Consider the following 24289-nt stretch of genomic DNA (forward strand, 5'->3'; position numbering starts at 1 on the left):
CTATGAGGTTTTGCCGATCAGGTGTATGCCACGTGGACGCGGTGGATCCGTCCCTCGAAGGGGAAGGGCGCGCGTTCGCGATAGTCGAGTGATACCGGCGAGCCGAGGCATGTACCGATGTCGAGGCAGTCGTTGGCGGTGAACAACAGCGGCGCACTGATCGGAACCTGCCCGCCTGCGATCGTCTCGCCGTTGCGGGCCACGGTGATGTCGAGCGGGCCGGCCGGGCGCGGATCCGCGTACTGGGTGGTCACCGTGAGCGTCGCTCGTCCTGGCGGCACCTTGGATTCGGACCGAATCTTGGTGCGCTGCAGGATGAAGAGGTTGTACTCGTAGCAGAGGTAGCCCTCGTCCAGGTAGAGGGTCAGTCCTCCGGCCGCTGCCCCGAGGGCGTACAGCACCCCGTTGGCGCTGGCGGGGATGTCGACGTCGATGGTGACGACGTTGTTCTTGTTGCCCAGGGCAGGCGCACAGAACTCCGGCATCCGGATGGTGTCGCCGGAGAACTCCCACTCCTTGTAGGGCGGGGCGATGCGCAGCTCGGGGTGATAGACCGGAACCCACAGGCCACCGCCGACGGGCAGCACGGCATTGCGTGCGGCTTCGACCATGAACATCTCGCGCATCTGAGCCAGCTTCTCGGGCTGTTCGGCAGCGAGATCGTGGGACTGCGACCAGTCTTCGTCGAGGTGGTACAACTCCCATACGTCGTTGTCGGGTGTCCAGGTGGCGATGCCCGGCGGCTGGCCCGGCACCCAGGGGAGCCGGGGCCCGCGGGCCGAGGCCCACCAGCCGTCGTGGTAGATACCGCGGCTGCCCATGATCTCGAAGTACTGGGTCTTCTTGCCGCCGGGTGCGTCCCGATCTGCCAGTGTGCGGGCGAAACTCGCTCCGGCGATCGGCATCTGAGGTTCACCGTTGACCATCTGCGGGGGCACGATGCCGACGATGTCGTAGATCGTCGGCACGATGTCGTTGCAGTGCAGGAACACGTCACGGGGAGCGGCGTCCGGGGTGATCCGTGCCGGCCAGCGCACGGCCATGGGGTTGCGCGTGCCACCCAGATGGGAGGCGAGCAGCTTCATCCCCTTGTACGGAGTGCTACCGGCCCATGCCCAGGCCGCGTGGTACTGGTTGTCGACCAGCGGGGAGCCCAGCACGTCGAGGCCACCCAGCTCGTCGAGGGCATCGATGTGCTGGCGCACCGTGGTGGGAATACCGTTCTGCGCCAACAGTTCAGCGATGGTGCCGTTCTGGCCTTCACCTGATGAACCGTTGTCGCCCCAGATGTAGAGGAACAGCGTGTTCTCGGCGTAGCCGAGCGATTCGAGCTCGTCGGCGATGCGGCCCACCTGGACGTCGACGTGCTCGCCGTAGCCGGCCGCGACCTCCATCAGCCGGCGCTGGAAGGGCTTCTCGTCCTCGGGGATGTCGTCCCACGCCGCGAGCTGCGGATCGCGTTCGGTCAGGGCACAGTCCTGCGGGATCCAGCCCTTGTCCTTGGCGCGCCCGAAGACGCGTTCCCGGTAGGCATCCCAGCCGTCGTCGAACTTGCCGGCATATTTGTCCGCCCATTCCTTCATGATGTGGTGCGGGCCGTGGATGGCGCCGCTGGCCCAGTACATGAAGAACGGCTTGTCGGCGTTGAACGCCTTGTGCCGGCGCAGCCATGAAATCGCGTCGTCGGCCAGGTCCTCGGAGAGGTGGTAGCCCTCTTCGGCGGTTTTCGGCGGCGCGACGACGGTGGTGTTGCGCACCAGGTTCGGTTCGTACTGCGAGGCCTCACCGGCCAGGAAGCCGTAGAAGTACTCGAAACCCAAACCGGTGGGCCAGTTCTCGAACGGTCCGGCCGCGGTGGTCTCTTCGGCGGGGGTGTTGTGCCACTTTCCGAAGGCCGATGTGGCGTAGCCGTACTGCTTGAGCACCTCGGCCACAGTGGCACTCGACCGCGGGATCTTGCCTGCGTAGCCGTCCCAGTCGTTGGCCAGCTCGGCGATCTGACCATTGCCGATCTCGTGGTGGTTGCGGCCCGTCAGCAGCGAAGCGCGGGTCGGCGAGCACATCGCGGTGGTGTGAAAGCGGTTGTAGGACACGCCTTCAGCGCAGATCCGATCGAGCGTGGATGTGGTGACCTCGCCACCGAACGTCGAGGGCAGGCCGGGCCCCGCGTCGTCGATGAGGACGATGACGATGTTCGGCGAGTCATCGTGCAGCCGTTTCGGAACGGCGCGCGGCTGATACGTCGACTCCTGCAACGTGCGGCCCGCGATACTGCCCGACGGAACCGGTGGGAAGGGCAAAACCCCTCCGTCTGGTAGAGCCGCCGCCACCATGTGGTCACCCTGCACGTCAGACACCGCGCCCCTCTCCTCAACAGGACTCGGGCTGTGCAGCCGACCACTGGTGGGGCAAGCCGCGCAGCCGATTTACCCCGACCTGGGCATCTACTGTGCAGCAAACCGACAGCCGCTGTCTTGACATTCCGAGACAAATCTTTGACATTGTGGGACATGGCCGTGATTCGGGGGACGGCACTCACCAATTTTCACCAACTGGTCACCGAACTCGGTGGGGATAGTCGCGCATTGGTCGATGCCGCCCACATTCCCTACGACGACGTCGGTCGTCACGATCGCTTTATCTCCCTGCCCAATGGGGCGAAGATGCTCGAACACACTGCCGCCGCACTCGGAACACCGGATTTCGGGCGGCGTTTGGCGCTGCAGCAGGGCATCGACATCCTCGGTCCGGTCGGGCTGGCAGGCCGCAACGCCGGTACCGTCGCCGAAGCCTTCGTGATCTTCGACAAGTTCATGGCGGCCTACAGCCCGTCGATCACCGCGCGGGTGACCGCCCACCTCGATCCCGAACTGAGCCGCTTCGAATTCGAGTACCTCCTGGACCCGTCACCACCGCAGGCCCAGGCCGTCGAGCTCTCCCTGGGAGTCACGCTGCAGGTATTGCGACTGTTCCTCGGTACCGACTACCGGCCCGTAGCCGTGCACCTGCCACATCCCGCACTGACACCGGCCGACGACTATCAGGCCTACTTCGGTTGTCCGCCCAGCTTTTTCGAACCGGTCGCAGGCTTCACGCTGCGCACCGCCGACCTGCAACGGCCGCTACCCACCGATCGACTCGCCCATCAGACCGCGGTCGATTACCTCGCCCAGGTCATCGGCGAATCCAACCCGGCGACCAGCCAACTGGTGCGCAGCCTGGTCCGCCAAATCCTGCCCACTGGACCTGTCGGGCTCAACGACGTGGCCCGCCACATCGGCCTGCACCCCAAGGCCCTGCAACGTCGTCTGCTCGCGGAGAACGCGACGTTCGCCGATCTGGTCGATCAAACCCGCCGCGACGTCGCTCAACGTCTGCTGCTCGATACCGATCTCGGCCTTGACCAGGTCTGTCGCCAACTCGGTTACTCCGAGCAGAGCGTGCTCACCCGTTCCTGCAAACGCTGGTTCGGCTCGACTCCCACGGCCTACCGCAAAGCCCGGACCGGGTCAGCACCCTTGCCCTAAACCCCGGCGGGCCAAGCCAAGCCACGTACTTGCCGAGCGAACGATTCGTCGCGCCCGCCCCGTTGCGCCTGCTACAGTTCGGCCCGCCGGGCGATGCATTCGGCACCTGCCCGCCTCGGGAAGGAGTCCCGCTGTGTCCCGCACACCGTTCACCGCGCACCCCGGATTGGTCCCGGCATTGGCCGCCGGTGCCGTCGGAGTCGTTGTCGGTCTGTTCAGTCCCGCGACTGCGGCAGCCGAACCGCCGCCACGCCCACCCAATTGCACGGCAGCCGATCTCGCCGGCATCGCCTCCGGCGTCGCCGCCGCGACCTCCACATACTTGTGGACCCATCCGGACGTGAACGATTTCTACACAAATCTGCACGGACGCCCGCATGAAGAAGTGCCGGACGCCACCCGGGCCTTCTTCGATGCCAACCCCCAGGCCCACGCTGACCTGGTCGGTATCCGTCAACCGCTCACCGATTTCCGCAGCCGTTGCGGTATCAAGCCGCCTGACCAGCCATTAGGACCAGGACAATGACGCACACGCCTCGATCATCATGGCTGCGCGCGGCCACCGTCGCGCTCGCCTTCACCGCACTGCCCGGTGCCATCGTTCTCGCTCCCGCAGGCACTGCCGCCGCCGATGTGTGTGCGAGCGCCGGACGTCGGATCTCGGTGGGTGGCTGCGTCAACGTCGCCGACGCGGTCGCCCCGTATGTGCCGCCGCCGGCCTACTACGCACCGCTTCCGGAGGACGCGCCCCCGCCGCCACCGCCTCCGCCGGGCTCGAACGTCAGCGGCTGCATCGGCTACAACGGCCGCTGGGTCCACGCGAGCGGCTGTAACTAGTTCAGGCGACGTCGCTTTCTACCCAGGGGTCGCGATCCTTGCGATCCAACGACCCCTGGGTAGAAACGGCGAAGTAAAGCGGCGCGGGTTCACGCGATCGCGCCGGATTCCTTGAGTTCTTCGATTCGATCCCAATCCATGCCGAGCTCCATCAGCACGATCTCGGTGTGCTCGGAGGCCTGGGGCGCCCTGGTGGTCTCGAGGGGCTCGTGGTTGAACTGCACGGGCCCGCGCACCACCTTGAACGGCTTGCCCCCATCGGCGGCTTCCACCTCGACGACCATGTCATTGGCCACCGCCTGGTCGTCCGAAGCGAGATCGACCAGGCTCTGGAACGGCGCCCACTGGCCCTTCATCGTCTTGAGGTGTTGACGCCAGTACTCGAACGGCTTGCTGCCGATGGCCTTCGCGATCAGCTCGACACCCTCGGTGGCGTTCTCGATCAGCGGCAGTACATCGGAGAACCGCGGGTCATCGGCCAGCTCAGGCAGCCCGAGATGTTCGAAGGCATCGCGGATGTAGCCCGTCGGGCTGACGATGCACAGATTGATGGTGCCGCCGTCGGAGGTCCGGTAGTTGGCCATGAACGGGTTCACCGAAGTGGCGTCGTCGGGCATCAGCGAGCGCATGGTCTCACCGGTCTCCATACCCTGTGTGACGCTGGCGCCGGCCGCCCACCACGCCGTGCTGAGTAGCGACACGTCGATCTCGGCGGCTTCCCCGGTCCGCTCGCGGTGGAACAGCGCCGCGGAGATGCCGCCGGCGATGTTCATCCCGCCGATCGAATCACCGAAGGCCGGAATGCCTTGGGACAGAGCGCCGTTGATCGCCTCCGGGGTCAGCGCGTGCCCGACGCCGCTGCGGGTCCAGAAGGCGGTGCCGTCGAAGCCGCCGGTATCGCGCTCGGGCCCTTTGTCCCCGTAGGCGCTGCCGCGGGCGTAGATGATGTCCGGGTTCACCGCCCGGATGTGCTCGACGTCGAACTTGTTCTTCTGCCGTTGCGCAGGAAGGTAATTGGTCAGGAAGACGTCGGCGGTTTTGGCGATCTCGTAGAGGACCTCCTGACCACCGGGGGTCGAGACATCGATACCGACGCTGCGCTTGCCGCGATTGGGATGTTCGATCAGCGGATGGCGGTTGGGGTCGAGTTGGAACCCGCCCATGTTGATGAAGCCGCGCTGCGTGTCGCCGCGCACCGGGTGTTCTACCTTGATGACGTCGGCGCCCCAGTCAGCGAGGATGGCCCCGGCCGCCGGTACGAACGTGAATTGCGCGACCTCGAGCACTCGCACGCCCTGCATGACCTTGATCAACGCGGCTCCTAACCGTTGGACTTACGGTAAGTGTAGCGAGACCTGCGTCACAGCTGAATCTGCCCGCCGTCGACCGCGAGCTCCGCCCCGGTCATGAAGCTGCTCTGATCTGACGCCAGGAACAGCACCGCAGAGGCGATCTCCTCCGGACGGCCCAGCCGCTTCATCGGCACCTGCGAGGCCATCCCGTCGAGCAGATCTTGCTTCTGTCCAGCCGGCGCGAGACCCGTCAATCCTGGTGTTTCGATCGGTCCGGGCACGACAGTGTTGACGCGGATCTTGCGGTCGGCCAGTTCTGCGGCCCAGGTGCGGCCGAGCGAGCGAATCGCGGCCTTCGATGCCGCGTAGAGGCCAAACGCGGCCACGCCCTCCGAGGCGGCGGTGGAACCGGCGAGGACGATCGAGGCGCCCTCGTTCAGCAATGGCAGCACCTTCTGCACGGTGAACACCGTGCCGGCGACGTTGCGATCGAAGTTGTCCCGGTAGTGCTCTGGGGTGACCTCGGCGAGGGTGGCGAAGTCACCGCCACCTGCGTTCGCGAAGACGACGTCGAGCCCCTTGCCATGCTTGCCGATCTCCTCGGCGAGGGTGTCGAGATCCTCGATCTTGCTGATGTCGCTCTGAATGCCGTGGGCGCCGATCGAGGCGGCCGCCTTGTCCAGGCGCGCGCGGTCTCGGCCGGTGATGAACACATAAGCGCCTTCGGCGGCGAGCCGCCGGGCCGTGGCCAGGCCGATCCCCGAGGTTCCTCCGGTGACGAGTGCCGTCTTGCCGTCGAGCTGTCCCATGATCGAACTCCGTTCGTATGCGGTTCGTGCGTTCCGCCCGCTACAACATAGGTGATGTATCACCTATTCCGGCGAGTTCAGCACCGTCCACATCCGAACGATTCGCTCGCCCGATATCTCGGCCACGTCAAAGCCCGACGCCACGGTGACATCGTCAGCGGTGCGTACCTCCCAGGCCAGAAATCCCAGTCCGCGCGTCTGCCGGACCGGGCCGACCTTGGCGAAATGCAATCCCGACAGCTTTTCCTGCAGTTCAGATGCCTTGGCGTCAAGTTCGTCGTGGCCGGTGGCGACACCTTCGTCGTCAATCCATTGCACATCATCCGCGTAGGTGGCCGCGATGGCTGCAGCGCGAAGTTGCGGGTCGCGCTGGTCGAACACGTCCAGAAGATTGGTTTCCATCAGACGGGTGATCACTTCACTCATCTCAACTCCTGACATTTAGGTGATAGTTCACCTAAATGCTAGCTCGGCGCGGGAGGCAGCGAGCTGTTGTGATCGAGGTTTACGTGGATGTGCTCCAGCGCCGCGGTGAACGGTGCCAGCAGGTTCTCGGGCAGGGGATCGAAGAACAGGCCGCGCACCAGATCGACATGAGCGGGCGCGGCCTCCTCGATGGCCTGGTGGCCATTCTCGGTGAGCACGACGTTGGTGGTGCGCCCGTCCTCGGTGCTGGCGCGGCGTTCGGTCAGGCCGCGTTCCTCCATACGACGCAATTGATGCGACAACCGACTGCGTTCCCAGCCGATCTGCGCGGCAAGGTCGCTGACGCGCATGCCCTCGTCCCGCACGTTGCTCAACGCCACCAGCACGTCGTAGTCGGCGAGCGACAACCCTGAATCGGCCTGCAGTTGGCGGTTCATTTCGTAATTCATCCGCAGCTGCACGCGCATGTAAGCGACCCAGGCGCGCTGCTGCTTGGGAGTCAGCCACCCCCGCTTCGGTGATGTGTCCCGCATTTTTCTCGGCGCCACGTCGTCAGTATGACGGTCCCCGCGTCAGTTGAACCAAGCCGCACCAAGACATCCCGCGAAACCGTGACGGGTCCTTATGCTTACCGCATGGGACTCCTCGGTGCGGTGGCCGGCAGTCCGTCTTCCTACCGGCTGATGCTCAAATGGCACCGGCTGATTCCGCCCATCGAGCGGCTGCTGCGCCGGGCCAGCCGCGGCCGCCTCGGCGTGCTCGAGCTGGCCGGCCTGCCGTCACTGAACCTGACCGTTCCCGGGCGCAAGTCAGGCATGCCGCGAACCGTCACCGTTCAATACGTCGCGGATGACCCCTCCCTCTTGGTGGTGGGATCCAACTGGGGCCTCGCGAAACATCCGGAGTGGGCGCGCAATCTGGCGGCCACCGACCACGCCCGCATCGATCGCAACGGTCACCGTGAAACCGTCACCGTCGAGTTGCTTACCGGGGCGGAACGTCAGCGCGCGTGGCGCACCATTCTCGACTTCTGGCCCAACTACGCGTTGGCCCAGAAGCGTGCCGGCAGCCGCCGGTTCCAGATATTTGCGCTGCGGCCGACTGCCGGCGCCTGAGCAGCCGCATCCCCGCGGCCCGGGCAGCGTGGCTGCCGCCGTTTGCGGGTATGCCACCGGCGAACGGACGTTTGGAGGCCGACGATGACCGCTACCGGAGAAGTCAACGAACGACAGGCCAGGCAGGTCGCCGAACAAGCCCGGGAAGCACAGTGGCACCAGCCCAGCTTCGGCAAAGAACTGTTCCTCGGCAGGTTGCGGTTGGATCTGGTCCATCCCCACCCACGGGGTCCGGCCGAGACGGCGGAGCGGGGCGAGGAGTTTCTGGCCAAGCTGCGCGAGTTCTGCGAGACGCAGATCGACGCCGCGGTGATCGAACGCGGCGCGCAGATCCCGGACCAGGTCATCCAGGGCTTGAAGGACCTCGGCGCGTTCGGCATGAAGATCTCCGCCGAGTACGACGGCCTCGGCCTGTCGCAGGTTTACTACAACAAGGCGCTCGCGTTGGTCGGCTCAGTCCACCCCGCGCTCGGGGCACTCCTGTCCGCCCACCAGTCGATCGGCGTACCGCAGCCGGTGTCGATGTTCGGCACCGCCGAGCAGAAGCGCACCTGGCTACCCCGGTGCACGCGAGAGATCAGTGCATTTCTGCTCACCGAACCGGATGTCGGCAGCGATCCCGCGCGCCTGAACGCCACCGCCACGCCTGACGGCGACGACTACCTGCTCAACGGGGTCAAACTGTGGACGACGAACGGTGTCATCGCGGACCTACTGGTGGTGATGGCCCAGGTGCCGCCGAGTGAAGGACACAAGGGCGGTATCACCGCATTCGTCGTAGAAGCGGATACGCCCGGCATCGTCGTCACCAACCGCAACGCGTTCATGGGGTTACGCGGTATCGAGAACGGCCTGACCAAGCTGACCGACGTGCGGGTGCCCGCCGCGAACCGGATCGGCCGCGAGGGCGAAGGCCTGAAGATCGCGCTGACCACACTCAACGTGGGGCGCCTCTCGCTACCCGCGGTGTGTACCGGAACTTCGAAGTGGTGTCTGAAGATCGCCCGGGAATGGTCCAGGGAACGGGTGCAATGGGGCCGCCCGGTCGGTGAACATGACGCGGTGGCCGGCAAGGTGGCGTTCATCGCGGCCACCGCCTATGGCATCGAGTCGATGGTGGAGCTGGCCGGCGAGCTCGCCGACGCCGGCCGCACCGACATCCGGATCGAGGCCGCCCTGGCCAAGCTCTACGGCTCGGAGATGACCTGGCTGATCGCCGACGAGTTGGTGCAGATTCGTGGCGGACGCGGTTTCGAGACCGCCGAGTCACTCGCCGCGCGCGGCGAGCGCGGCGTGCCCGTCGAGCAGATCCTGCGCGATATGCGGATCAACCGGATCTTCGAAGGCTCCACCGAGATCATGCATCTGATGCTGGCCCGTGAGGCGGTGGACGCCCATCTGTCAGTGGCCGGCGACATCATCGACCCCGACACCGACCTCAAAGAAAAGGCGAAAGCAGCGGCGCAGGCCGGCAAGTTCTATGCGCGCTGGCTACCCACGCTCGTCACCGGGAAAGGCCAGCTGCCAACGTCATTCACCGAATTCGGCCCGTTGGCCGGGCACCTGCGTTACGTCGAGCGGGCCAGCCGAAAGCTTGCCCGCAGCACGTTCTACGCGATGTCGCGCTGGCAGGGCAAGCTGGAATACAAGCAACGTTTCCTGGGCCGGATCGTCGACATCGGGGCGGAGTTGTTCGCGATGACGGCGGCCTGTGTCCGGGCCCGCGGCGACACCACGGATTCCGCGGGGGACCTCGCCGACGCGTTCTGTCGTCAGTCGCGGGTCCGGGCCGAGCGGCTGTTCACCGAACTCTGGGACAACAGCGACGATTCGGACCGTGCCCTGGCCCGTGAGGTGCTCGCCGGTCGTTACACGTGGATGGAGGACGGGATCATCGATCCGTCGATCGAAGGACCGTGGATCGCACAGGAAGGCGGCGACGTGTTGGACGACGTGCACCGGACCATCCGCCGAACGGCCCACTCGCAGTGACGGACCCACGCCGAATCCGGCGAATACGCTACCGCCGCACAGCCACGCAGATCTAAACTGAGTGGGTTATGACGACCCCGTCGAACGCTCATAGCGGATGGGGACAGTGGCCGCATTCGATGGATGCGCTCGACCACCGTCTCACCCGCAGACAGGCGCGTCAGATGAGCCGGCGGTTCGCCGGGGTCGGCGTCGGCATCGCCGCGTCCCGGCTTCGGGAGATATCCTCCGGCGCACCGGCAGGCGACGCCGAACTGGCCCGGGTCGAGTTCGCCTTCGTCGCAGACGAACTCATGCACGACGAGCGACTCGCGAAACTAGCCCGCGGCAAGCAGCGCTGCACGATGTGGCTCGTGATCGTGGTCATGAGCGTGATCATGTTCAGTTCGCTGTTGTGCATGGTCGTGCTGATGTTGAGCTTGATGCAGCATTCAGCGCCGTTCTGAGCGCATCGCTCAGTCGAACGCCACGCTGAAATATTGCGTTTCCTGGAACTCCTCCAGACCGACTCGTGCGCCTTCGCGACCGAGGCCGCTCTGCTTCATCCCGCCGAACGGGGTCGACGGGTCGGACACGATGCCCCGGTTGATGCCGACCATGCCGGCATCCAAGGACTCCGCGATCCGCACCGCGTCTTGCAGACGACCAGCGTAAACGTATGCGGCCAGGCCATATTCGGTGTCGTTGGCCCACCTCAGGAGATCGTCCTCGTCTTCCCAGACCACGACCGGTGCGACGGGCCCGAAGATTTCGTCGGCAAGGATCGCGGCGTCCGGGGCGACCCCGGTCAGCAGCGTCGGGGCGACGAACCAGCCTTCGGCCGGTGCCTGCGCACGCGCGGCGATCACGGCCCCGTCGGCCACCGCGGCATCGATCGCGGCAGCCACGCGCTGGGCCGCGCGCTCACTGACCAGCGGGCCGATCTGTGACGCCGGGTCCGACGCCGGGCCCACCCGCAGTGCCGCCACCTCTGCGGCCAAGCCCGCGACGAACTGGTCGGCGATCGCGGCATGTACGTAGAACCGGTTGGCCGCGGTGCAGGCCTGGCCGCCACCGCGGAATTTGGCCACCATCGCGCCCGCGACGGCCGCTTGGACGTCGGCGTCGGCGGTCACGACGAACGGGGCGTTGCCGCCGAGTTCCATGCTCGCGTTGACGATGCGGTCGGCGGCCTGCTTGAGCAGGATGCGGCCGACGCCGGTGGAACCCGTGAACGAGACCTTGCGAACCCGGGCATCGCTCAGCCACTGCTCGACCACCGCGGCGGCATCGGTGGTGGGCACCATGTTGACCACACCATCGGGAACCCCTGCGGCCGAGAGGATTCCGGCGATCGCCAGGGCCGTCAGCGGTGTCTCCGCCGCCGGTTTGAGCACCACGGTGCAGCCGGCAGCCAGTGCCGGGGCGATCTTGCGGGTCGCCATCGCCGCCGGGAAGTTCCACGGCGTCACCAGCGCCGCCACCCCGACCGGCTTGTGGGTGACCAGGGTGCGGGTGCCGCCGGCCGGGCTGATGCCGTAGGCGCCGTCGGTCCGCACTGCCTCTTCGGAGAACCAGCGGAAGAACTCGGCGGCGTAACCCACCTCGGCACGGGCATCGGCCTGCGATTTGCCGTTCTCCGCGCAGATGAGGGCAGCCAGCCGGTCGGTGTCGGCCACCATCAGGTCGAACACCCGGCGCAGGATCTCGCTGCGATGCCGCGGGCTCGTCTTGGCCCACTCGCCGAACGCCCCGTGCGCGGCGTCCACGGCCGAACGGGCGTCGGCCACGCTGCCGTCGGCAACCTCGGCGATCGCCTGACCGGTGGCCGGGTCGTGCACCTCGAAGGTGGAGGCGCCGCCGCGGGCTTGCCCGTCGATCAGGATGCCGTGCTTGGCGTCGAGCGCGGCGATCACGTTCTGCGTGTTCACAGTGTCTCCCACGGGTCGCGGAGGTCAGCGGGTCTCGGCGAAGATGGCGGCCAGGATGTCCAGCCCCTCCTCGAGCAGGTGGTCCGGGATCGACAGCGGCGGCAGGAACCGCAGCACATTGCCGTAGGTGCCGCAGGTCAGCACGACCAGACCCTGGGCATGGGCGGCAGCTGAAACCTGCTTGGCCAGCTCGGCGTCGGGCTCGGTGGTGCCCGCCTTGACCAACTCGACGGCGATCATGGCGCCACGACCACGGACCTCGCCGATCCGGGAATCCTCCGCGGCGATCGCCTTGAGCCGACCGGTCATGCTCTTCTCGATCTCCACGGCGCGGGCCAGCAGGCCCTCACGCTCGATGGTGTCGATGACCGCGAGGGCGGCGGCACAGGCCAGCGGATTGCCGCCGTAGGTGCCGCCGAGGCCGCCGGCATGCGGCGCATCCATGATCTCGGCACGGCCGGTGACCGCCGACAACGGCAGGCCTCCCGCGATGCCCTTGGCGGTGACGATCAGATCGGGCACGACGCCGTCGTGTTCGACGGCGAACATCGCGCCGGTGCGAGCGAAGCCCGACTGCACCTCGTCGGCGACGAACACCGCACCGGCCTCGGTGCACCAATCCTGCAGTGCCTGCAGGAATCCCGGTGCCGGGACGATGAATCCGCCCTCGCCCTGGATGGGTTCGATCACCACGGCGGCGACGTTCTCGGCGCCGACCTGCTTGTCGATCAGGTCGAGGGCACGGGCGGCCGCAGCGGCGCCGTCGGTCTCTCCGTCCCGGAACGGGAATGAGGTGGGCACGCGGTACACCTCACCGGCGAACGGCCCGAACCCGTTCTTGTACGGCTGGTTCTTGGCGGTCATCGCCATGGTCAGGTTGGTCCGCCCGTGGTAAGCGTGGTCGAACACCACGACGGCCTGCCGGCGGGTGTGCGCGCGGGCGATCTTGACGGCGTTCTCGACGGCCTCGGCGCCCGAGTTGAACAGCACACTGCGCTTCTCATGGTCACCGGGGGTGAGCCGGTTGAGCTCCTCGGCCACCCGTACATAACCCTCGTACGGCGTCACCATGAAGCAGGTGTGGGTGAACGCGGCGACCTGCTCGGTGACGGCCTCGACGACCGCGGGTGCACTGTTGCCGACGGTGGTCACCGCGATACCGGAGCCGAAGTCGATGAGCTGGTTGCCGTCGGCGTCGACCAGGATGCCGCCGCCTGCGGCCACCACGTAGACGGGCAAGGTGGTGCCGACGCCGCCGGCCACCGCGGCGGTCTTCCGCGCCTGCATCTGCTGCGAGATCGGTCCCGGAATGGAGGTGACGAGCCGGCGTTCCTGAGTGACGGCCGCACCGGTGATCTCGGCGATGCTCACGTGTTCCTCCTGCTGCTGGCGGTTGTTTGACCTCACGCTAGGGAACCACCGGCCACCAGGGCAGGGCAGATGTGCACAACTAGATATGACGCATTGTGCAAAACTGGCAGTTATGGTTCTGGTGGCCGATGTGCTGAACGTGACTGCTCTCGGGCTGCGCGCCGTCGAGGTCTGTCGCGGCGACGCACCGGTCCGTTGGGTGGCCACCAGCGAGCTCGCCGATCCCGGCCCTTTCCTCGAGGGCGGCGAGATCCTGTTGACCACCGGGCTGGAAACCGCCAACTGGCACGACGAGTGGGATGGTTACGTTCGCCGGCTGGCCGACGCCGGGGTGGCGGCGGTGGGCTTCGCCGTCGGGCTGACCCATGCCGTCACCCCGGCCGAGCTGGCCGACGCCTGCCGAGCCCACCAGGTGAACCTCTTCGAGGTACCGCGTCGCACCACCTTCGTCGCGATCAGCCGACACGTCGCACATCAGCTGGAGGAACAGGAATCCACCGCGACGCGCGAATCGCTGCAGACGCAGCGCAAGCTCATCTCGGCCGCGGCCAAACCGGACCCCGCCGTCTCCGTCATCAGGGCACTGGCCACCGCACTCGACGGGGCGACCTGCTTGATGAATCCCGACGGACGAGTGGTGACGGGCCCAGTCGGTGCCCGCCGCAGCGAGTTTCCGATCGACGAGGTCGCCGAGGACGTCAAACGGTTGCATGCGTACGGATTACGTTCGGCTGCAGCCCATTCCGGTCCGATGCACTCGGTGTCCGTCCACCCGATCGGACTGCGCGGCAGGGCGTCGACCTACCTGGCGGCGTTGGTGCCGGCCAGGGCATCGGAGGGCCAGCGCCAGGCCGTGACCACCGCAGTCGCCCTCCTGGGACTCATCGACGAGCAGGACCGCAGCCGCACCTCCACCCGCAGGCACCTGCGTAGCCGGGCCCTGGAGCTGCTCGCCGAAAACGATCTCCGCACCGCACAATTGGTGCTGGAGGTGGATCAGCCGCCGATCGAGTTGCCGCAACACCTCCGCTTCCTGCGGGCCACGGGTGACGAATCGGCCATCGACGACGCGGAAAGCTCGCTGGACCGGCGCGGCATCCTTGCCGGGCAGTACGCCGGCGAGTTGTGCGCCGTCATCGAACCCGCGCTGGCCGAGCCGACCGGTTCACGGCTGGCCGAGGGCGGGCTGCACGTGGGCGTCGGAAATGCAGTCACCCCGGGTGACGGCGCGACCGGATACCGCACGGCCGGGATGGCGCTCGCCCAGGCCACCGAGGTGTCCGGGGTGGTGGTGTGGGACCAGGTGATCGACAACGGCCCCCTCGGCCTCATCGATCCCCAGAAAGCCAGCGCTTTCGCCGAATCGTGGCTGGGCGGGCTCGATTCGGAGCAGCTGGACATTCTGCGCTGCTTCCTGCGCCACCATGGCTCACGACTCAAGGTCGCCGAGGAGCTCGGCCTGCACCGCAACACCGTGCGCAATCGACTCGCGGCCATCGAGGCGGTGCTACCCGGCAAGCTCGATGATCCGCAGACCCGGGTGAGCGCGTGGATCGCCCTGCAATCGGCCCCGGAGAACCCTCAGCCCTTGAAATAGACGATCTGGTGACTGGTGGCGAGCAAGGTGGCGTCACGGCCCCACAGGTGCGCGGTCTGATCGAAGTAGCCACGCGAAAACCGTTGCGCGCGTGCGGTGGCGAGCACAAAGTCATCGCCCTGGGCGGCAAGTCGCTCGTCGTCGGCATGGAAGTACGTGGTGATCGAAACCGTCCCGGCGGGCACGAACTGACCGCGCCGCAGGAACACCCGCGGATAGAAGATGTCACTGATCGAGGCCAGCGCCGCGAAATCCGTCGGCCGGGGAGGGTTGTTGCGAACCCATAGCGTGGTGGTCGACGAGCCGGATTCCACGCCGTCGTCAGGCATGGCACCGTCGACGAAACGCATGTCGTAGTTGTCGAACCAGACCACGCCGAAAGGCGGCGCCGACGCCACGGCGTCTTCGGGAGCCGGAGCCGGCGGGGGTGCCACCTCAGTGTCATCCCACGTGTCGCGACGCAACCCGAAGATGGCCGTCGCAGTGGTCTTGACCTCACCATCCTGGCCGAGTTCGACGATCCAGTGCTGATTGGACCGGTTGGTCTTGACGACGCGCGTCACGATGTCGAACTCGCCGTCGGCGATCGGCGCCACATAGTTCACGGTCAGGGCGATGGGATGGCCGTGCCGTTGTGGGTGCAGCTCGACCGCCCGCACCAAGGTGGCGGCCGTGATGCCGCCGAACGGGCCGACCATGTTGGCCCACTCGGGCACGGTCCGCCCGCGCCACCGTCCGTCACCTGAGGGTTCTAGCTCCAGGGCCTTGTCGAATGGATGCACCGGGCCACAGTACCGACGCGGCTGCGCTCACTTTGCCGGCGCGTAGCTCGGCCGGCCCAGGCCCAGCGCCTGCTGAGCGATCATGTTGCGGAACACCTCAAGAGTGCCACCGTAGATGCCGGTCGGACCGGCCAGACGGAAGATGTACTCGGCTCCCCCGTCGTCGGCTGCCCCGGCCGTCCCGACCGGCAACGCACCGGCGGATCCGACGATATCCATGAGGTCGGGCGACACCTCGCGCATCGTTTGGGCGATCGCGACGCGGCCGTACATGTCGGGGCTGCTCAGCGCGGCTTCCAACCGGGCGATGCCCCGGCCCAGCCGGTAGCGCGCCGCGGCGTCGTCGGGAGCGACGGCCGCGACGCGGTCCACTGCCTCGGCCATCAAGGTGATGTGCTCGGTCATGGTGGCCAGCTTCTGCAGACCGCGCGTCTCTCGTTCAAAGGTGCCGTGTTCGAGCTCGAGCGCACCGCGCAGCACCGTCCAGCCGCCGTTCACCTCACCGACGCGATACCGGTCACTGACCCGGACATCGCTGTAGTAGGTGATGTTGGTGCGGTCGCCGTCCACGGTGCGGATCGGCTGGATCTCGACGCCCGCCGAATCGAGCGGCACCAGAAACATCGTCAGGCTCTTGTGTTTGGGCGCGGCCGGCTCGGTGTTGGTCAGCAGGAACACGTACTGAGCGTTGTGCGCATTCGACGTGAACATCTTGGAGCCATTGATAACCCAGCTGTCACCGTCGCGTACGGCCCGCGTCTTGCAGGTGGCCACATCGGATCCGCCCTCAGGTTCCGTGTAGCCCAGGCACAGTCGCAGGCCGCCGTCCAACACGCCCGGCAGCACCTCGTCGAGCAGCTCGGGTGAGGCGAACTTCTCCATCGTGTGCGCAACCATCGCGGTTGTTCCCCAGTGGAACCACGGAGTATGGGCCCGGCCGATCTCCAGTTCCCAGATGCGGCGCCGGATCGCACTGAATCCTCCATCCGCCTCGTCCAGGTAGTCGCCGGCCAGGTATCCTGCCTTACCCAGGGCCAGATGCACTGCCTCGTCGAAGTTCTCGCCGGTCGCGCGATCACGCTCGATCACCTCATCGGTGACGACCAGGGCCAGGAACGTCCGCAGCTCGCCACGGAAAGCCACGTCCTCCTCGGAGAGCTCGACATAGGAGAAGTCCATCAGCACACCGTGACACTTTCGAAGCCATTTGTAAAGGTGATCTGACGTCCGCGCAGCAGCGACGGCAGCGTCCCTCGACGCGATGGCGGAAATCGCCCACGATGGACACCTCACAAAAGCCGGCCCCGGAGCGTCTTCAGAGTGTGAAAGCCAAACCGCCGTTCGAGAACGTGGTTCGCGACCACGGACCCACCGTCTTTCGGGTCTGTCGCGCCGTCGTGGGCGCGCACGACGCCGACGACGCCTGGTCGGAGACGTTCCTGGCAGCGCTGAAGGCCTACCCCACCCTCCCGGCCGACACCAATTTCGAGGCCTGGCTGGTCACGGTCGCGCACCGTAAAGCCGTCGACCTCATCCGGAGCCGGACGCGCCACCCCATTCCCACCGACACCGTCCCCGAACCAGCGGGCGTCAGCCGCACCGAGACCTTGGCTGACCTGACCGCCGCGGAGGACCAGCTTCCGCCCAAACAGAAACACGCCGTCGCCTACCACTACCTGGCCGGCCTGCCCTACGACGAGATCGCCGAAATCCTCGGCGGCAGCGCCGCAGCTGCCCGGCGCGCTTCCAGTGACGGCATCGCCACCCTGCGACGCACCTACCTCGATCAACGCAGCGACGCGGCCAAGAACGGAGAGACTCATGACTAACGACGGCATCGTCGAAGAACTGGCCCGAATCACCCGACCCGACCCCGGCAAGCTGGCCGAACTACACGACCGGCTCGCAGCCGCAGCCCAGCATGACGGAGTACTCGACATCGCCTACCGCATCGTCGACAGCCCCGTCGGTCCGCTGCTGCTGGCGGCCACCGAGCAGGGCTTGGTTCGCGTCGCCTACGCCCGGGAAGACCACGCCACCGTGCTGCAGCACCTCGCCGATGTGGTGAGCCCGCGCATCCTGCATGCCCCCGTCCGCCTCGACGCCGCGGCCCGGGAACTCGACGAGTACTTCGCCCGCACCCGACGCACGTTCGACGTGCCGTTGGACTGGCGGCTCGCTGCCGGGTTCCGCAGCACGGTGCTGCATCACCTGCCGGAGATCGACTACGGGCAGACCGCCAGCTACGCAACCGTCGCGGCCCTGGCCGGCAGCCCCAAGGCGGTACGCGCCGTGGGCACCGCATGTGCGAAAAACCCTCTCCCCGTGGTCATTCCCTGCCACCGCGTGGTCCGCAGCGACGGCGCCATGGGCGGCTATCTCGGCGGGCCAGAGGCCAAACGCCTGCTGCTCGATCTGGAGGCCGCGGCGTGAGCGGCACGAACTCCTGGCAGCGGCGCGTCGACTCCACCGACTGGAGTGCTGTCGGCGATGAACTGGACAACACGGGATGCGCGCTGACGGGACCACTGCTGACGCCGGCGGAGGCCCGCGACATCACCGCGTTGTATCCCGACGTGTCCCGGTTCCGTTCGACGATCGACATGAGCCGCTACCGGTTCGGCGAAGGTCAGTACCGGTACTTCCGGCAGCCCTATCCACCGGCCGTGACGGCGTTGAAAAAGGCGCTCTATCCGCACCTGCTGCCGATCGCCCGCACGTGGTGGACCCGGCTGGGCCGCGACGCGCCCTGGCCGGACGAGTTCGACGACTGGCTGCAGATGTGCCATGCGGCGGGTCAGACCAAGACGACCGCGATCCTGCTGAAATACGTTGCCGGAGACTGGAATGCGCTGCACCGCGACCTCTACGGTGAGCTGATCTTCCCGCTGCAGGTGGTGGTGAACCTGACCGGGCCCGACGTCGACTACACCGGCGGCGAGTTCCTGCTCTATGAACAACGGCCCCGCGCGCAATCGCGCGGTACCGCCGTCGTCATCCCCCACGGGCACGGTTTGGTGTTCACCACCCGCGACCGGCCGACCAAGTCGGTGCGGGGCTGGTCGGCGGCGCCCATCCGGCACGGGGTCTCCACCGTCCGCTCCGGAACCAGATTCACCCTGGGCCTGGTGTTCCACGACGCGGCATGAAGCGCTACCTCCTGATCGGTACCGACGGTCGCCCCTACCCCAGCAGCACCCCGGGAACCGTTGGGGGACATCGGGTGAGCAAGATCTACGGTCGCCTCGACTGCCCATCGGCGCTGCGCGCCATCGCCGCCGGCGGTTACGTCCGCCACCGGGTCTTCTTCCCCGACGTGCCGACCGCCATAGCAGTGGGCTACCGCCCTTGCGCCGCCTGTCTGCCCGGCGCTTACCGGCAGTGGAAGGCGCGCCGGTAGCGCATGTCCGCTATTGCGGACTGCCACAACATCTTCCCATTGACCAGCCATGCTCTATATCTAGGATTCCAGCCACATACTGGCAGTAATCCTCGGCGTAAGTGGCTCCAGGGTTCGAGACCTGCCGAATCTAACTCGTCGGCACGGGAATGGCCGCGGTGTCGTCGTCATCCTCACGAGGCACCCGTCGCGGTGCCGGTTTACGGAAGTGGTTGTCGCCGCGGGGATAAACCACCTGCGGCCACCAGAACCACCGACCCAGCAGAGTCGCGATCGACGGCATCAGCAGGGACCGCACGATGAAGGTGTCGATCAGCAGGCCGATCGCGATGGTCGAGCCCATCTGGGCCAGCACGATCAGGTCACTCGCCAGCATGCCGGCCATCGTGGCCGCGAACACCAGCCCGGCCGAGGTGACCACGCCACCGGTGCCGGCCATGGACCGGATGATGCCGGTCTTGAGACCCGCATGGATCTCGTCCTGGAACCGCGACACCAGCAGCAGGTTGTAGTCAGAACCGACCGCCAGCAGGATGATCACCGACATCAGCATGACCAACCAATGCACCGGCATCCCGAACAGGTCCTGCCAGAGCAGCACCGAGATACCGAAGGACGCGGCGATCGAACTGCCGGCCGTGAGCACGATGGTCAACGCGGCCACCGCACTGCGCGTCAGGATGAGCATGATGACGAAAATCAGCGTCAGCGCCGACACCACCGCGATCATCAGGTCATAGCGGGCGCCGTCGGACATGTCCTTGTATGTGGCTGCCACACCGCCGAGATAGATCTTGGCGTCCGACAGCGACGACATCTTCAGGGCCTCTTGTGCGGCCTTGCGCTCGGACTCGACTCGTGCGATCCCGTCCACCGTCGCCGGGTCGGTCTGGTGGGTGATGAACATGCGGGCCGACTTACCGTCCGGCGACAGGAACATCTTGAGGCCACGTTCGAAATCGGGGTTGGTGAAGGCTTCCGGCGGCAGATAGAACAGGTCGTCGTTCTTGGCGTCGTCGAACGCCGCACCCATTGACAGCGCGGTGTCGTTCATCGCCTGCATCTGATCGATCAATGCCTTCTGCGAGTTGTACGACGCCAGCGAGAGGTCCCGGCTGGTTTCCATGGACGCGATCGTCTGGGGAAGCAGCGCAGTCAATTTGGGCGCCAAGTCCGCCAGTTGGTCGGTATTGACCTGTACCGACGAGGTCTTGTCGGTCAGCTCATCGATCCCGTCGAGCGCGTCGAAGACCGACCGCGCCGCGGAGCACATCGGGATGTCGAAGCAATGCGGTTCCCAGTAGAAGTAGTTGCGCATCGGCCGGAACTGGTCGTCGAAGTTCGCGATGTTGTCCCGCATCTTCTTGGTGACCTCCAGCAGCTCCTGCGACTTGGCCGCGGAGTCCTGGGTGAGGCGGGTCTGTTCGAGCGAGAGCTGGTATTGCCTCTTCATGATGTCGATCGACGTGTTGGTCGCGTCGATCATCCGAAGCTGGTCTTCCAGTTGCTTGCGCTGGAACGGCAGATTCATATTGCTGGTCTGCCCCGAAATGCTGGTCTGGAACGGAATCGAGCTGTGCTGGATGGGGATTCCCAGTGGCCGGGTGATGCTCTGCACCATCGCGATACCTTCGGAGTGCATCACATTGCTCGAAATCTTGTTCAGCACAAGCATGTCGGCAGGATTTCGCATGTCATGAGTGGACTCGACCATGAGGATGTCGGGGTTCATCCGGGCCTGGGAGAAGTGCCGGTCGGCAGCGGCGAACCCGACGTTCACCGGGGCATCCTCGGGCAGGTAGTACCGGTCGTTGTAGGCCGGCTTGTACCCCGGGATGGCCACTACCCCGATCAGCACGATGAATAGGCTGACCACGAAAATCGGTGCGGGCCAACGCACCACCGCGGTCCCGACTTTGCGCCAGAACTTGCTCTGCGGGGGGCGCTTGGACTCGTAAAGCCCCACCCGACTGCCGAGGTAGAGCACCGCCGGGCCGAGCGTGACAGAGATGACCACGACCACGACCATGCCGATCGCGACGGGGGCACCCATGGTGGAGAAGTACGGCAGTCGCGCGAAGCTGAGGCAGTAGGTCGCTCCGGCGATGGTCAGACCGGAACCCACGATGACGGGTGCGACCGACTTGAAGGTCGCGTAGTAGGAGTCATCCCGGTCCAATCCCATGCCGCGGTCTTCTCGATACCGACCGAAGATGAAGATGCCGTAGTCGGTGGCGGCAGCGATCGCCAGCATGGTCAGGATGTTGCCCGCGAAGGTGGTCAACCCGAACACGTCGTGCATCGCCAGCACGGACACCACGCCGCGGGCCGTCAGCAGCGCCAGGAACGTCAAGAACAACTGGACCAGCGTGGTCCTGATCGAGCGATAGACCACCAGCAGCATGACCGCGATGGCGACCAGGGTGATCAGCGTGATCTCGGCCAGGCTCGCGTTGCCGATGACGTGCATATCGTTGGTCAGGGCGGCGGGCCCGGCGACGTGCGCCTGTACTCCCGGGGGAGCCTTCGTCTCCTCGATGACCTTGCGGACGGCTTCGACGCCCTCGTTGGCGAGCGTCATGCCTTGCTCGCCGGCGAGGTTGATCATCACGTACGACGCCTTGCCGTCGGCGCTCTGCGCACCGGCCGCGGTCAGCGTGTCACCCCAGAAGTCCTGGATGTGCTGGATGTGCTCGGGATCCTGCTGCAGTTTGTGGATGATCTCGTCGTAGTACTGATGCGCGTCCGGGCCCAGCGGCTCTTGGCCCTCGACGACGACCATGATCGTGCTGTTGGAGTTGAACTCCTTGAAGTTGGCGCCCATCAACTTCATCGCCTGCATCGACGGGGCATCCTCGGGCGCCATCGGCGCGGCGTGCAATTCGCCGACGACCTCCAGCTGCGGCGCGATCACATTCACCACGACCGCGATCGCTATCCAGATCAGGATGATCGGCCACGCCAGGATGCGGAGCAGGTGCGGGAAGACCGGCCGCTTCGGCCTGCCGGTGGACTCGGGCGGGTTGGCGGATGTGGTCATGCGGACTTCACCAGGCAGTAGGTCTGGGCGTTGACGCCATTGGCGGATTGCTCCTCGCGGACGGTGCCGTTGACGGTGACACGGCACCCGATGTGGTCGCCGCTGCTTTCACTGTCGCTGCGCGCCATCAGGTTCGCGCTGACGGTCGGCAACGTGGTGGACAAGGTGACGGACCAGGGCAGCGGGGCGTTGACCGAGTGCACATTGGCATCCGGATCGAAATAGCTGATATCGGCCGAAGTTCCGGGCGGTCCGTACACCTCGTACAAAACCACCTTGGGATTGAACTGGACGATCTCGATACCGGCACCGGCGTTCGCGTTGAGATCTTCCGAGCCGAACATCCTGTGCAGCCGCGAGACCACCAGGCCCGATATGGCCAGTACGACAATGAGGACCACTGGAATCCACACGTGTTTCAACACACGACGAGCACCCCGACCAGGACTCACCGGCACCTCCCGACGATGACCCGAACCAGCCAACGGCGAGAAGCCCTGGCGATCGGCGAATTAGTTCGATTAACTATGTACAGCGGCGACAAACGTTACACCGGTCCCCAACCCACCGCATCGGCGGCCTATTCCTGTGAACTCGCTGAAAGGCCCCTTGGGGCATCGACTTTGACCAAGCGGACCGGCCTTTCGATGCGCGGGACCCACCAGATCATTTGCCGCGAGCTACCTAGATCGGCTATTATTAATCCATAGATATTCTATATATAGGTCGAGAGGAGGTGCCTGAGGTTGAACAACCACGGGGCACCGCCACCCGACCGCCCGGACGCCACCCGCTTCGTCGACACGGTATCGCCCTGCATCGAGCAGATCCGCGGCCGCGCACGAAGGTTGACCACCAACCCGTATGACGCCGAAGATCTGCTGCAGGACACAATGCTCAAGGCGTTCAGCGGATTTCACACTTTCCAGCCGGACTCGAACGCCCGAGCCTGGTTGTTCCGGATCATGTACAACAACTGGGTCAACACATACCGCGCGCGGCAGCGGAGTGTGGCCGAGCAGCTATGTGAGGATTTCACCGATTGGCAATTGTCCGCGGAAGCTTGCCACACCTCAACGGGGCTGCGGTCAGCCGAAGTGGAAGCCCTCGAAGCGATCCGCGACGACGAGGTTGCCGACGCGCTTCGCGCCATACCGGCGGTCAACCGGGTAACGGTGTACCTCGCCGACGTGGAAGGCTATGCCTACCGTGAGATCGCCGCCCTGATGGGCACCCCCGTCGGAACGGTGATGTCGAGGCTCGCACGTGGCCGACGCCGACTACGCGAGCTGCTGAACGACGTCGCGAAAGACCGGGGAATCATCCGCAGTCCAGCAGACGGCCAAGGACCGTTGGAGCTCGCTGAGCACTAATCACGCTGCCGCGCAGGGCATTCGATTGCCGACATACCCGCCGGCCACCTCGGCGCCGACGAGCAGGGTACGAAGATTTCGCCTGCCCCGGTGCAAACGCGACATCACCGTTCCCACAGGAATTTGCAGGATCTCGGCAATCTCCTTGTACCGGAACCCCGCAACGTCGGCGTAGTACACGACGATGCCCTGCGATTCGGGCAATGCCCGCATGGCCTGCCGCACGTCGTCATCGCCCATCGATTCCAGCGCCGCCAGTTCCGCCGAGACCACACCGAGCGGGAACCGCTCCGCCACCTCGGCCAGTTGCGCGTCCGTCAACTCGTCGGCGAAGACCTCCTGCGGTCGCCGCTGCGCCGTGCGGTAAGAGTTGATCCACGTGTTGGTCAGGATCCGGAACAACCAGGCCCGGATGTTCGTACCGTCTCGGTACGTGTGAAAGCTGCTGTACGCCTTGACCATTGTCTCCTGAACCAGGTCTTCGGCGTCGGCCACATTGCGGGTGTAGCGCCGCGCGGCGGCATACAGCTGGTCCACCAACGGCAGCGCATCCCGCTCGAACCGTTCCGAGAGACAATCATCAGTATCCACGTGCCCACCCGCGTTCCTCGGCATCGGCTATCTCGCCACTCGAAGCTATCCAGCGACGCATCGGATTCCCCAGGGGGATAACCCCCGGGTTCGAGGTGGTTTTCCAGGTGGCTTGCAGGCCGAACCCGTCGCGCCGAACTGTCATGCACGCAGCATGACACCTCAACCCAAGTTGAGGTCAAACCATTTTTCGCCGCCAATCTCTTTGCGGCTGTTGCCGTTCAACA

24 protein-coding genes are annotated in these 24289 nt (G+C 65.9%); 12 read left to right on the forward strand and 12 right to left on the reverse strand.

Annotated features, from left to right (window positions below; all coding sequences use genetic code 11):
* Nucleotides 1–17: 17 nt before the first annotated feature.
* Nucleotides 18–2333, reverse strand: a complete 2316-nt coding sequence (locus tag K6L26_RS28865) for an arylsulfatase (RefSeq protein ID WP_064898013.1) — start codon at nucleotides 2331–2333, stop codon at nucleotides 18–20.
* Nucleotides 2334–2510: 177 nt separating this feature from the next.
* Between K6L26_RS28865 and K6L26_RS28870 the strand changes: the two genes are divergently transcribed.
* The 3 genes from K6L26_RS28870 (at nucleotide 2511) to K6L26_RS28880 (ending at nucleotide 4364) form a co-directional block, all read left to right on the forward strand.
* On the forward strand, nucleotides 2511–3527 hold the full coding sequence (locus K6L26_RS28870) for an AraC family transcriptional regulator (protein WP_019343495.1): 1017 nt from the start codon (nucleotides 2511–2513) through the stop codon (nucleotides 3525–3527).
* 133 nt (nucleotides 3528–3660) lie between these two features.
* Nucleotides 3661–4053, forward strand: a complete 393-nt coding sequence (locus K6L26_RS28875; protein ID WP_036389598.1) for a heme-binding protein — start codon at nucleotides 3661–3663, stop codon at nucleotides 4051–4053.
* Nucleotides 4050–4364 (forward strand): hypothetical protein, encoded by a 315-nt coding sequence (locus K6L26_RS28880; protein WP_047038514.1) that lies wholly within the window; start codon nucleotides 4050–4052, stop codon nucleotides 4362–4364. The genes K6L26_RS28875 and K6L26_RS28880 overlap by 4 nt, the downstream gene beginning before the upstream one ends.
* Before the next feature lie 89 nt (nucleotides 4365–4453).
* On the opposite strand, the gene K6L26_RS28885 is transcribed toward K6L26_RS28880, so the two are convergent.
* The 4 genes from K6L26_RS28885 to K6L26_RS28900 form a co-directional block, all read right to left on the reverse strand.
* A complete protein-coding gene (locus K6L26_RS28885; protein WP_019344127.1) occupies nucleotides 4454–5665 on the reverse strand; it encodes a CaiB/BaiF CoA transferase family protein in 1212 nt (403 codons plus the stop codon).
* A 59-nt stretch (nucleotides 5666–5724) separates the two neighbouring features.
* Nucleotides 5725–6465: an SDR family NAD(P)-dependent oxidoreductase gene (locus K6L26_RS28890; RefSeq protein WP_019344126.1), complete on the reverse strand. Its 741-nt coding sequence runs from the start codon at nucleotides 6463–6465 to the stop codon at nucleotides 5725–5727.
* Nucleotides 6466–6528: 63 nt separating this feature from the next.
* On the reverse strand, nucleotides 6529–6891 hold the full coding sequence (locus K6L26_RS28895) for a nuclear transport factor 2 family protein (protein WP_019344125.1): 363 nt from the start codon (nucleotides 6889–6891) through the stop codon (nucleotides 6529–6531).
* 38 nt (nucleotides 6892–6929) lie between these two features.
* Entirely contained in the window at nucleotides 6930–7439 is a 510-nt protein-coding gene (locus K6L26_RS28900; protein WP_372514829.1) for a MarR family winged helix-turn-helix transcriptional regulator, read from the reverse strand.
* 87 nt (nucleotides 7440–7526) lie between these two features.
* Between K6L26_RS28900 and K6L26_RS28905 the strand changes: the two genes are divergently transcribed.
* The 3 genes from K6L26_RS28905 (at nucleotide 7527) to K6L26_RS28915 (ending at nucleotide 10444) form a co-directional block, all read left to right on the forward strand.
* Entirely contained in the window at nucleotides 7527–8006 is a 480-nt protein-coding gene (locus tag K6L26_RS28905) for a nitroreductase family deazaflavin-dependent oxidoreductase (RefSeq protein ID WP_019344123.1), read from the forward strand.
* 84 nt (nucleotides 8007–8090) lie between these two features.
* Nucleotides 8091–9998, forward strand: a complete 1908-nt coding sequence (locus tag K6L26_RS28910) for an acyl-CoA dehydrogenase family protein (protein ID WP_221852273.1) — start codon at nucleotides 8091–8093, stop codon at nucleotides 9996–9998.
* Between the two features lie 68 nt (nucleotides 9999–10066).
* Nucleotides 10067–10444: a hypothetical protein gene (locus tag K6L26_RS28915; RefSeq protein WP_043368039.1), complete on the forward strand. Its 378-nt coding sequence runs from the start codon at nucleotides 10067–10069 to the stop codon at nucleotides 10442–10444.
* A gap of 9 nt (nucleotides 10445–10453) precedes the next feature.
* On the opposite strand, the gene K6L26_RS28920 is transcribed toward K6L26_RS28915, so the two are convergent.
* Both K6L26_RS28920 and gabT read right to left on the reverse strand, forming a co-directional pair.
* Nucleotides 10454–11908 carry an NAD-dependent succinate-semialdehyde dehydrogenase gene (locus K6L26_RS28920; protein WP_064897900.1) on the reverse strand — a complete coding sequence of 485 codons (1455 nt, stop codon included), beginning with the start codon at nucleotides 11906–11908 and terminating at the stop codon, nucleotides 10454–10456.
* 24 nt (nucleotides 11909–11932) lie between these two features.
* Complete coding sequence (gabT, locus tag K6L26_RS28925; RefSeq protein ID WP_047038519.1) at nucleotides 11933–13279, reverse strand: 4-aminobutyrate--2-oxoglutarate transaminase; 1347 nt, start codon at nucleotides 13277–13279, stop codon at nucleotides 11933–11935.
* 112 nt (nucleotides 13280–13391) lie between these two features.
* On the opposite strand from gabT, the gene K6L26_RS28930 reads away from it, so the two are divergent.
* Nucleotides 13392–14876 carry a PucR family transcriptional regulator gene (locus K6L26_RS28930; RefSeq protein ID WP_019348382.1) on the forward strand — a complete coding sequence of 495 codons (1485 nt, stop codon included), beginning with the start codon at nucleotides 13392–13394 and terminating at the stop codon, nucleotides 14874–14876.
* On the opposite strand, the gene K6L26_RS28935 is transcribed toward K6L26_RS28930, so the two are convergent.
* Together K6L26_RS28935 and K6L26_RS28940 are read right to left on the reverse strand one after the other, a co-directional pair.
* Nucleotides 14861–15658 carry an acyl-CoA thioesterase gene (locus tag K6L26_RS28935; protein ID WP_019348383.1) on the reverse strand — a complete coding sequence of 266 codons (798 nt, stop codon included), beginning with the start codon at nucleotides 15656–15658 and terminating at the stop codon, nucleotides 14861–14863. The genes K6L26_RS28930 and K6L26_RS28935 overlap by 16 nt on opposite strands.
* Nucleotides 15659–15685: 27 nt before the next feature.
* A complete protein-coding gene (locus tag K6L26_RS28940; RefSeq protein WP_221852275.1) occupies nucleotides 15686–16837 on the reverse strand; it encodes an acyl-CoA dehydrogenase family protein in 1152 nt (383 codons plus the stop codon).
* Nucleotides 16838–16938: 101 nt separating this feature from the next.
* Here K6L26_RS28940 and K6L26_RS28945 point away from each other — a divergent pair, with 101 nt between their 5' ends.
* The 4 genes from K6L26_RS28945 to K6L26_RS28960 are packed head-to-tail and all read left to right on the forward strand — an operon-like array spanning nucleotide 16939 to nucleotide 19058.
* Nucleotides 16939–17487, forward strand: coding sequence for an RNA polymerase sigma factor (locus K6L26_RS28945; RefSeq protein WP_221852276.1), 549 nt, complete (start codon nucleotides 16939–16941; stop codon nucleotides 17485–17487).
* Entirely contained in the window at nucleotides 17480–18091 is a 612-nt protein-coding gene (locus K6L26_RS28950) for a methylated-DNA--[protein]-cysteine S-methyltransferase (protein WP_019348386.1), read from the forward strand. The genes K6L26_RS28945 and K6L26_RS28950 overlap by 8 nt, the downstream gene beginning before the upstream one ends.
* Nucleotides 18088–18807, forward strand: a complete 720-nt coding sequence (locus K6L26_RS28955; protein ID WP_019348387.1) for a 2OG-Fe(II) oxygenase — start codon at nucleotides 18088–18090, stop codon at nucleotides 18805–18807. The genes K6L26_RS28950 and K6L26_RS28955 overlap by 4 nt, the downstream gene beginning before the upstream one ends.
* Entirely contained in the window at nucleotides 18804–19058 is a 255-nt protein-coding gene (locus K6L26_RS28960; protein WP_085140225.1) for an Ada metal-binding domain-containing protein, read from the forward strand. Before K6L26_RS28955 ends, K6L26_RS28960 begins: the two co-directional genes overlap by 4 nt.
* 130 nt (nucleotides 19059–19188) lie before the next feature.
* Here K6L26_RS28960 and K6L26_RS28965 read toward each other — a convergent pair whose 3' ends face one another.
* Both K6L26_RS28965 and K6L26_RS28970 read right to left on the reverse strand, forming a co-directional pair.
* The gene (locus K6L26_RS28965; protein ID WP_019344933.1) at nucleotides 19189–22098 is read right to left on the reverse strand and encodes an MMPL/RND family transporter; all 2910 of its coding nucleotides are present in this window, start codon (nucleotides 22096–22098) and stop codon (nucleotides 19189–19191) included.
* Nucleotides 22095–22523, reverse strand: coding sequence for an MmpS family transport accessory protein (locus K6L26_RS28970; RefSeq protein WP_036389614.1), 429 nt, complete (start codon nucleotides 22521–22523; stop codon nucleotides 22095–22097). The genes K6L26_RS28965 and K6L26_RS28970 overlap by 4 nt, the downstream gene beginning before the upstream one ends.
* Before the next feature lie 321 nt (nucleotides 22524–22844).
* On the opposite strand from K6L26_RS28970, the gene K6L26_RS28975 reads away from it, so the two are divergent.
* Complete coding sequence (locus K6L26_RS28975; protein ID WP_019344932.1) at nucleotides 22845–23471, forward strand: sigma-70 family RNA polymerase sigma factor; 627 nt, start codon at nucleotides 22845–22847, stop codon at nucleotides 23469–23471.
* Here K6L26_RS28975 and K6L26_RS28980 read toward each other — a convergent pair whose 3' ends face one another.
* Nucleotides 23472–24086, reverse strand: a complete 615-nt coding sequence (locus tag K6L26_RS28980) for a sigma-70 family RNA polymerase sigma factor (RefSeq protein WP_036389617.1) — start codon at nucleotides 24084–24086, stop codon at nucleotides 23472–23474. It lies immediately after the preceding gene.
* Between the last annotated feature and the right edge of the window lie 203 nt (nucleotides 24087–24289).

The organism is Mycobacterium farcinogenes (assembly GCF_019739075.1).
Taxonomy (GTDB): domain Bacteria; phylum Actinomycetota; class Actinomycetes; order Mycobacteriales; family Mycobacteriaceae; genus Mycobacterium; species Mycobacterium senegalense.

What these genes read in the sequence shown, in the direction of transcription:
- K6L26_RS28865 (WP_064898013.1), bottom strand. Translation starts at nt 2,333, where the DNA reads ATGGTGGCGGCGGCTCTACCAGACGGAGGGGTTTTGCCCTTCCCACCG.
- K6L26_RS28870 (WP_019343495.1), top strand. Translation starts at nt 2,511, where the DNA reads ATGGCCGTGATTCGGGGGACGGCACTCACCAATTTTCACCAACTGGTC.
- K6L26_RS28880 (WP_047038514.1), top strand. Translation starts at nt 4,050, where the DNA reads ATGACGCACACGCCTCGATCATCATGGCTGCGCGCGGCCACCGTCGCG.
- K6L26_RS28885 (WP_019344127.1), bottom strand. Translation starts at nt 5,665, where the DNA reads ATGCAGGGCGTGCGAGTGCTCGAGGTCGCGCAATTCACGTTCGTACCG.
- K6L26_RS28890 (WP_019344126.1), bottom strand. Translation starts at nt 6,465, where the DNA reads ATGGGACAGCTCGACGGCAAGACGGCACTCGTCACCGGAGGAACCTCG.
- K6L26_RS28895 (WP_019344125.1), bottom strand. Translation starts at nt 6,891, where the DNA reads ATGAGTGAAGTGATCACCCGTCTGATGGAAACCAATCTTCTGGACGTG.
- K6L26_RS28905 (WP_019344123.1), top strand. Translation starts at nt 7,527, where the DNA reads ATGGGACTCCTCGGTGCGGTGGCCGGCAGTCCGTCTTCCTACCGGCTG.
- K6L26_RS28910 (WP_221852273.1), top strand. Translation starts at nt 8,091, where the DNA reads ATGACCGCTACCGGAGAAGTCAACGAACGACAGGCCAGGCAGGTCGCC.
- K6L26_RS28915 (WP_043368039.1), top strand. Translation starts at nt 10,067, where the DNA reads ATGACGACCCCGTCGAACGCTCATAGCGGATGGGGACAGTGGCCGCAT.
- K6L26_RS28930 (WP_019348382.1), top strand. Translation starts at nt 13,392, where the DNA reads ATGGTTCTGGTGGCCGATGTGCTGAACGTGACTGCTCTCGGGCTGCGC.
- K6L26_RS28940 (WP_221852275.1), bottom strand. Translation starts at nt 16,837, where the DNA reads ATGGACTTCTCCTATGTCGAGCTCTCCGAGGAGGACGTGGCTTTCCGT.
- K6L26_RS28945 (WP_221852276.1), top strand. Translation starts at nt 16,939, where the DNA reads ATGGACACCTCACAAAAGCCGGCCCCGGAGCGTCTTCAGAGTGTGAAA.
- K6L26_RS28950 (WP_019348386.1), top strand. Translation starts at nt 17,480, where the DNA reads ATGACTAACGACGGCATCGTCGAAGAACTGGCCCGAATCACCCGACCC.
- K6L26_RS28960 (WP_085140225.1), top strand. Translation starts at nt 18,804, where the DNA reads ATGAAGCGCTACCTCCTGATCGGTACCGACGGTCGCCCCTACCCCAGC.
- K6L26_RS28965 (WP_019344933.1), bottom strand. Translation starts at nt 22,098, where the DNA reads ATGACCACATCCGCCAACCCGCCCGAGTCCACCGGCAGGCCGAAGCGG.
- K6L26_RS28980 (WP_036389617.1), bottom strand. Translation starts at nt 24,086, where the DNA reads ATGCCGAGGAACGCGGGTGGGCACGTGGATACTGATGATTGTCTCTCG.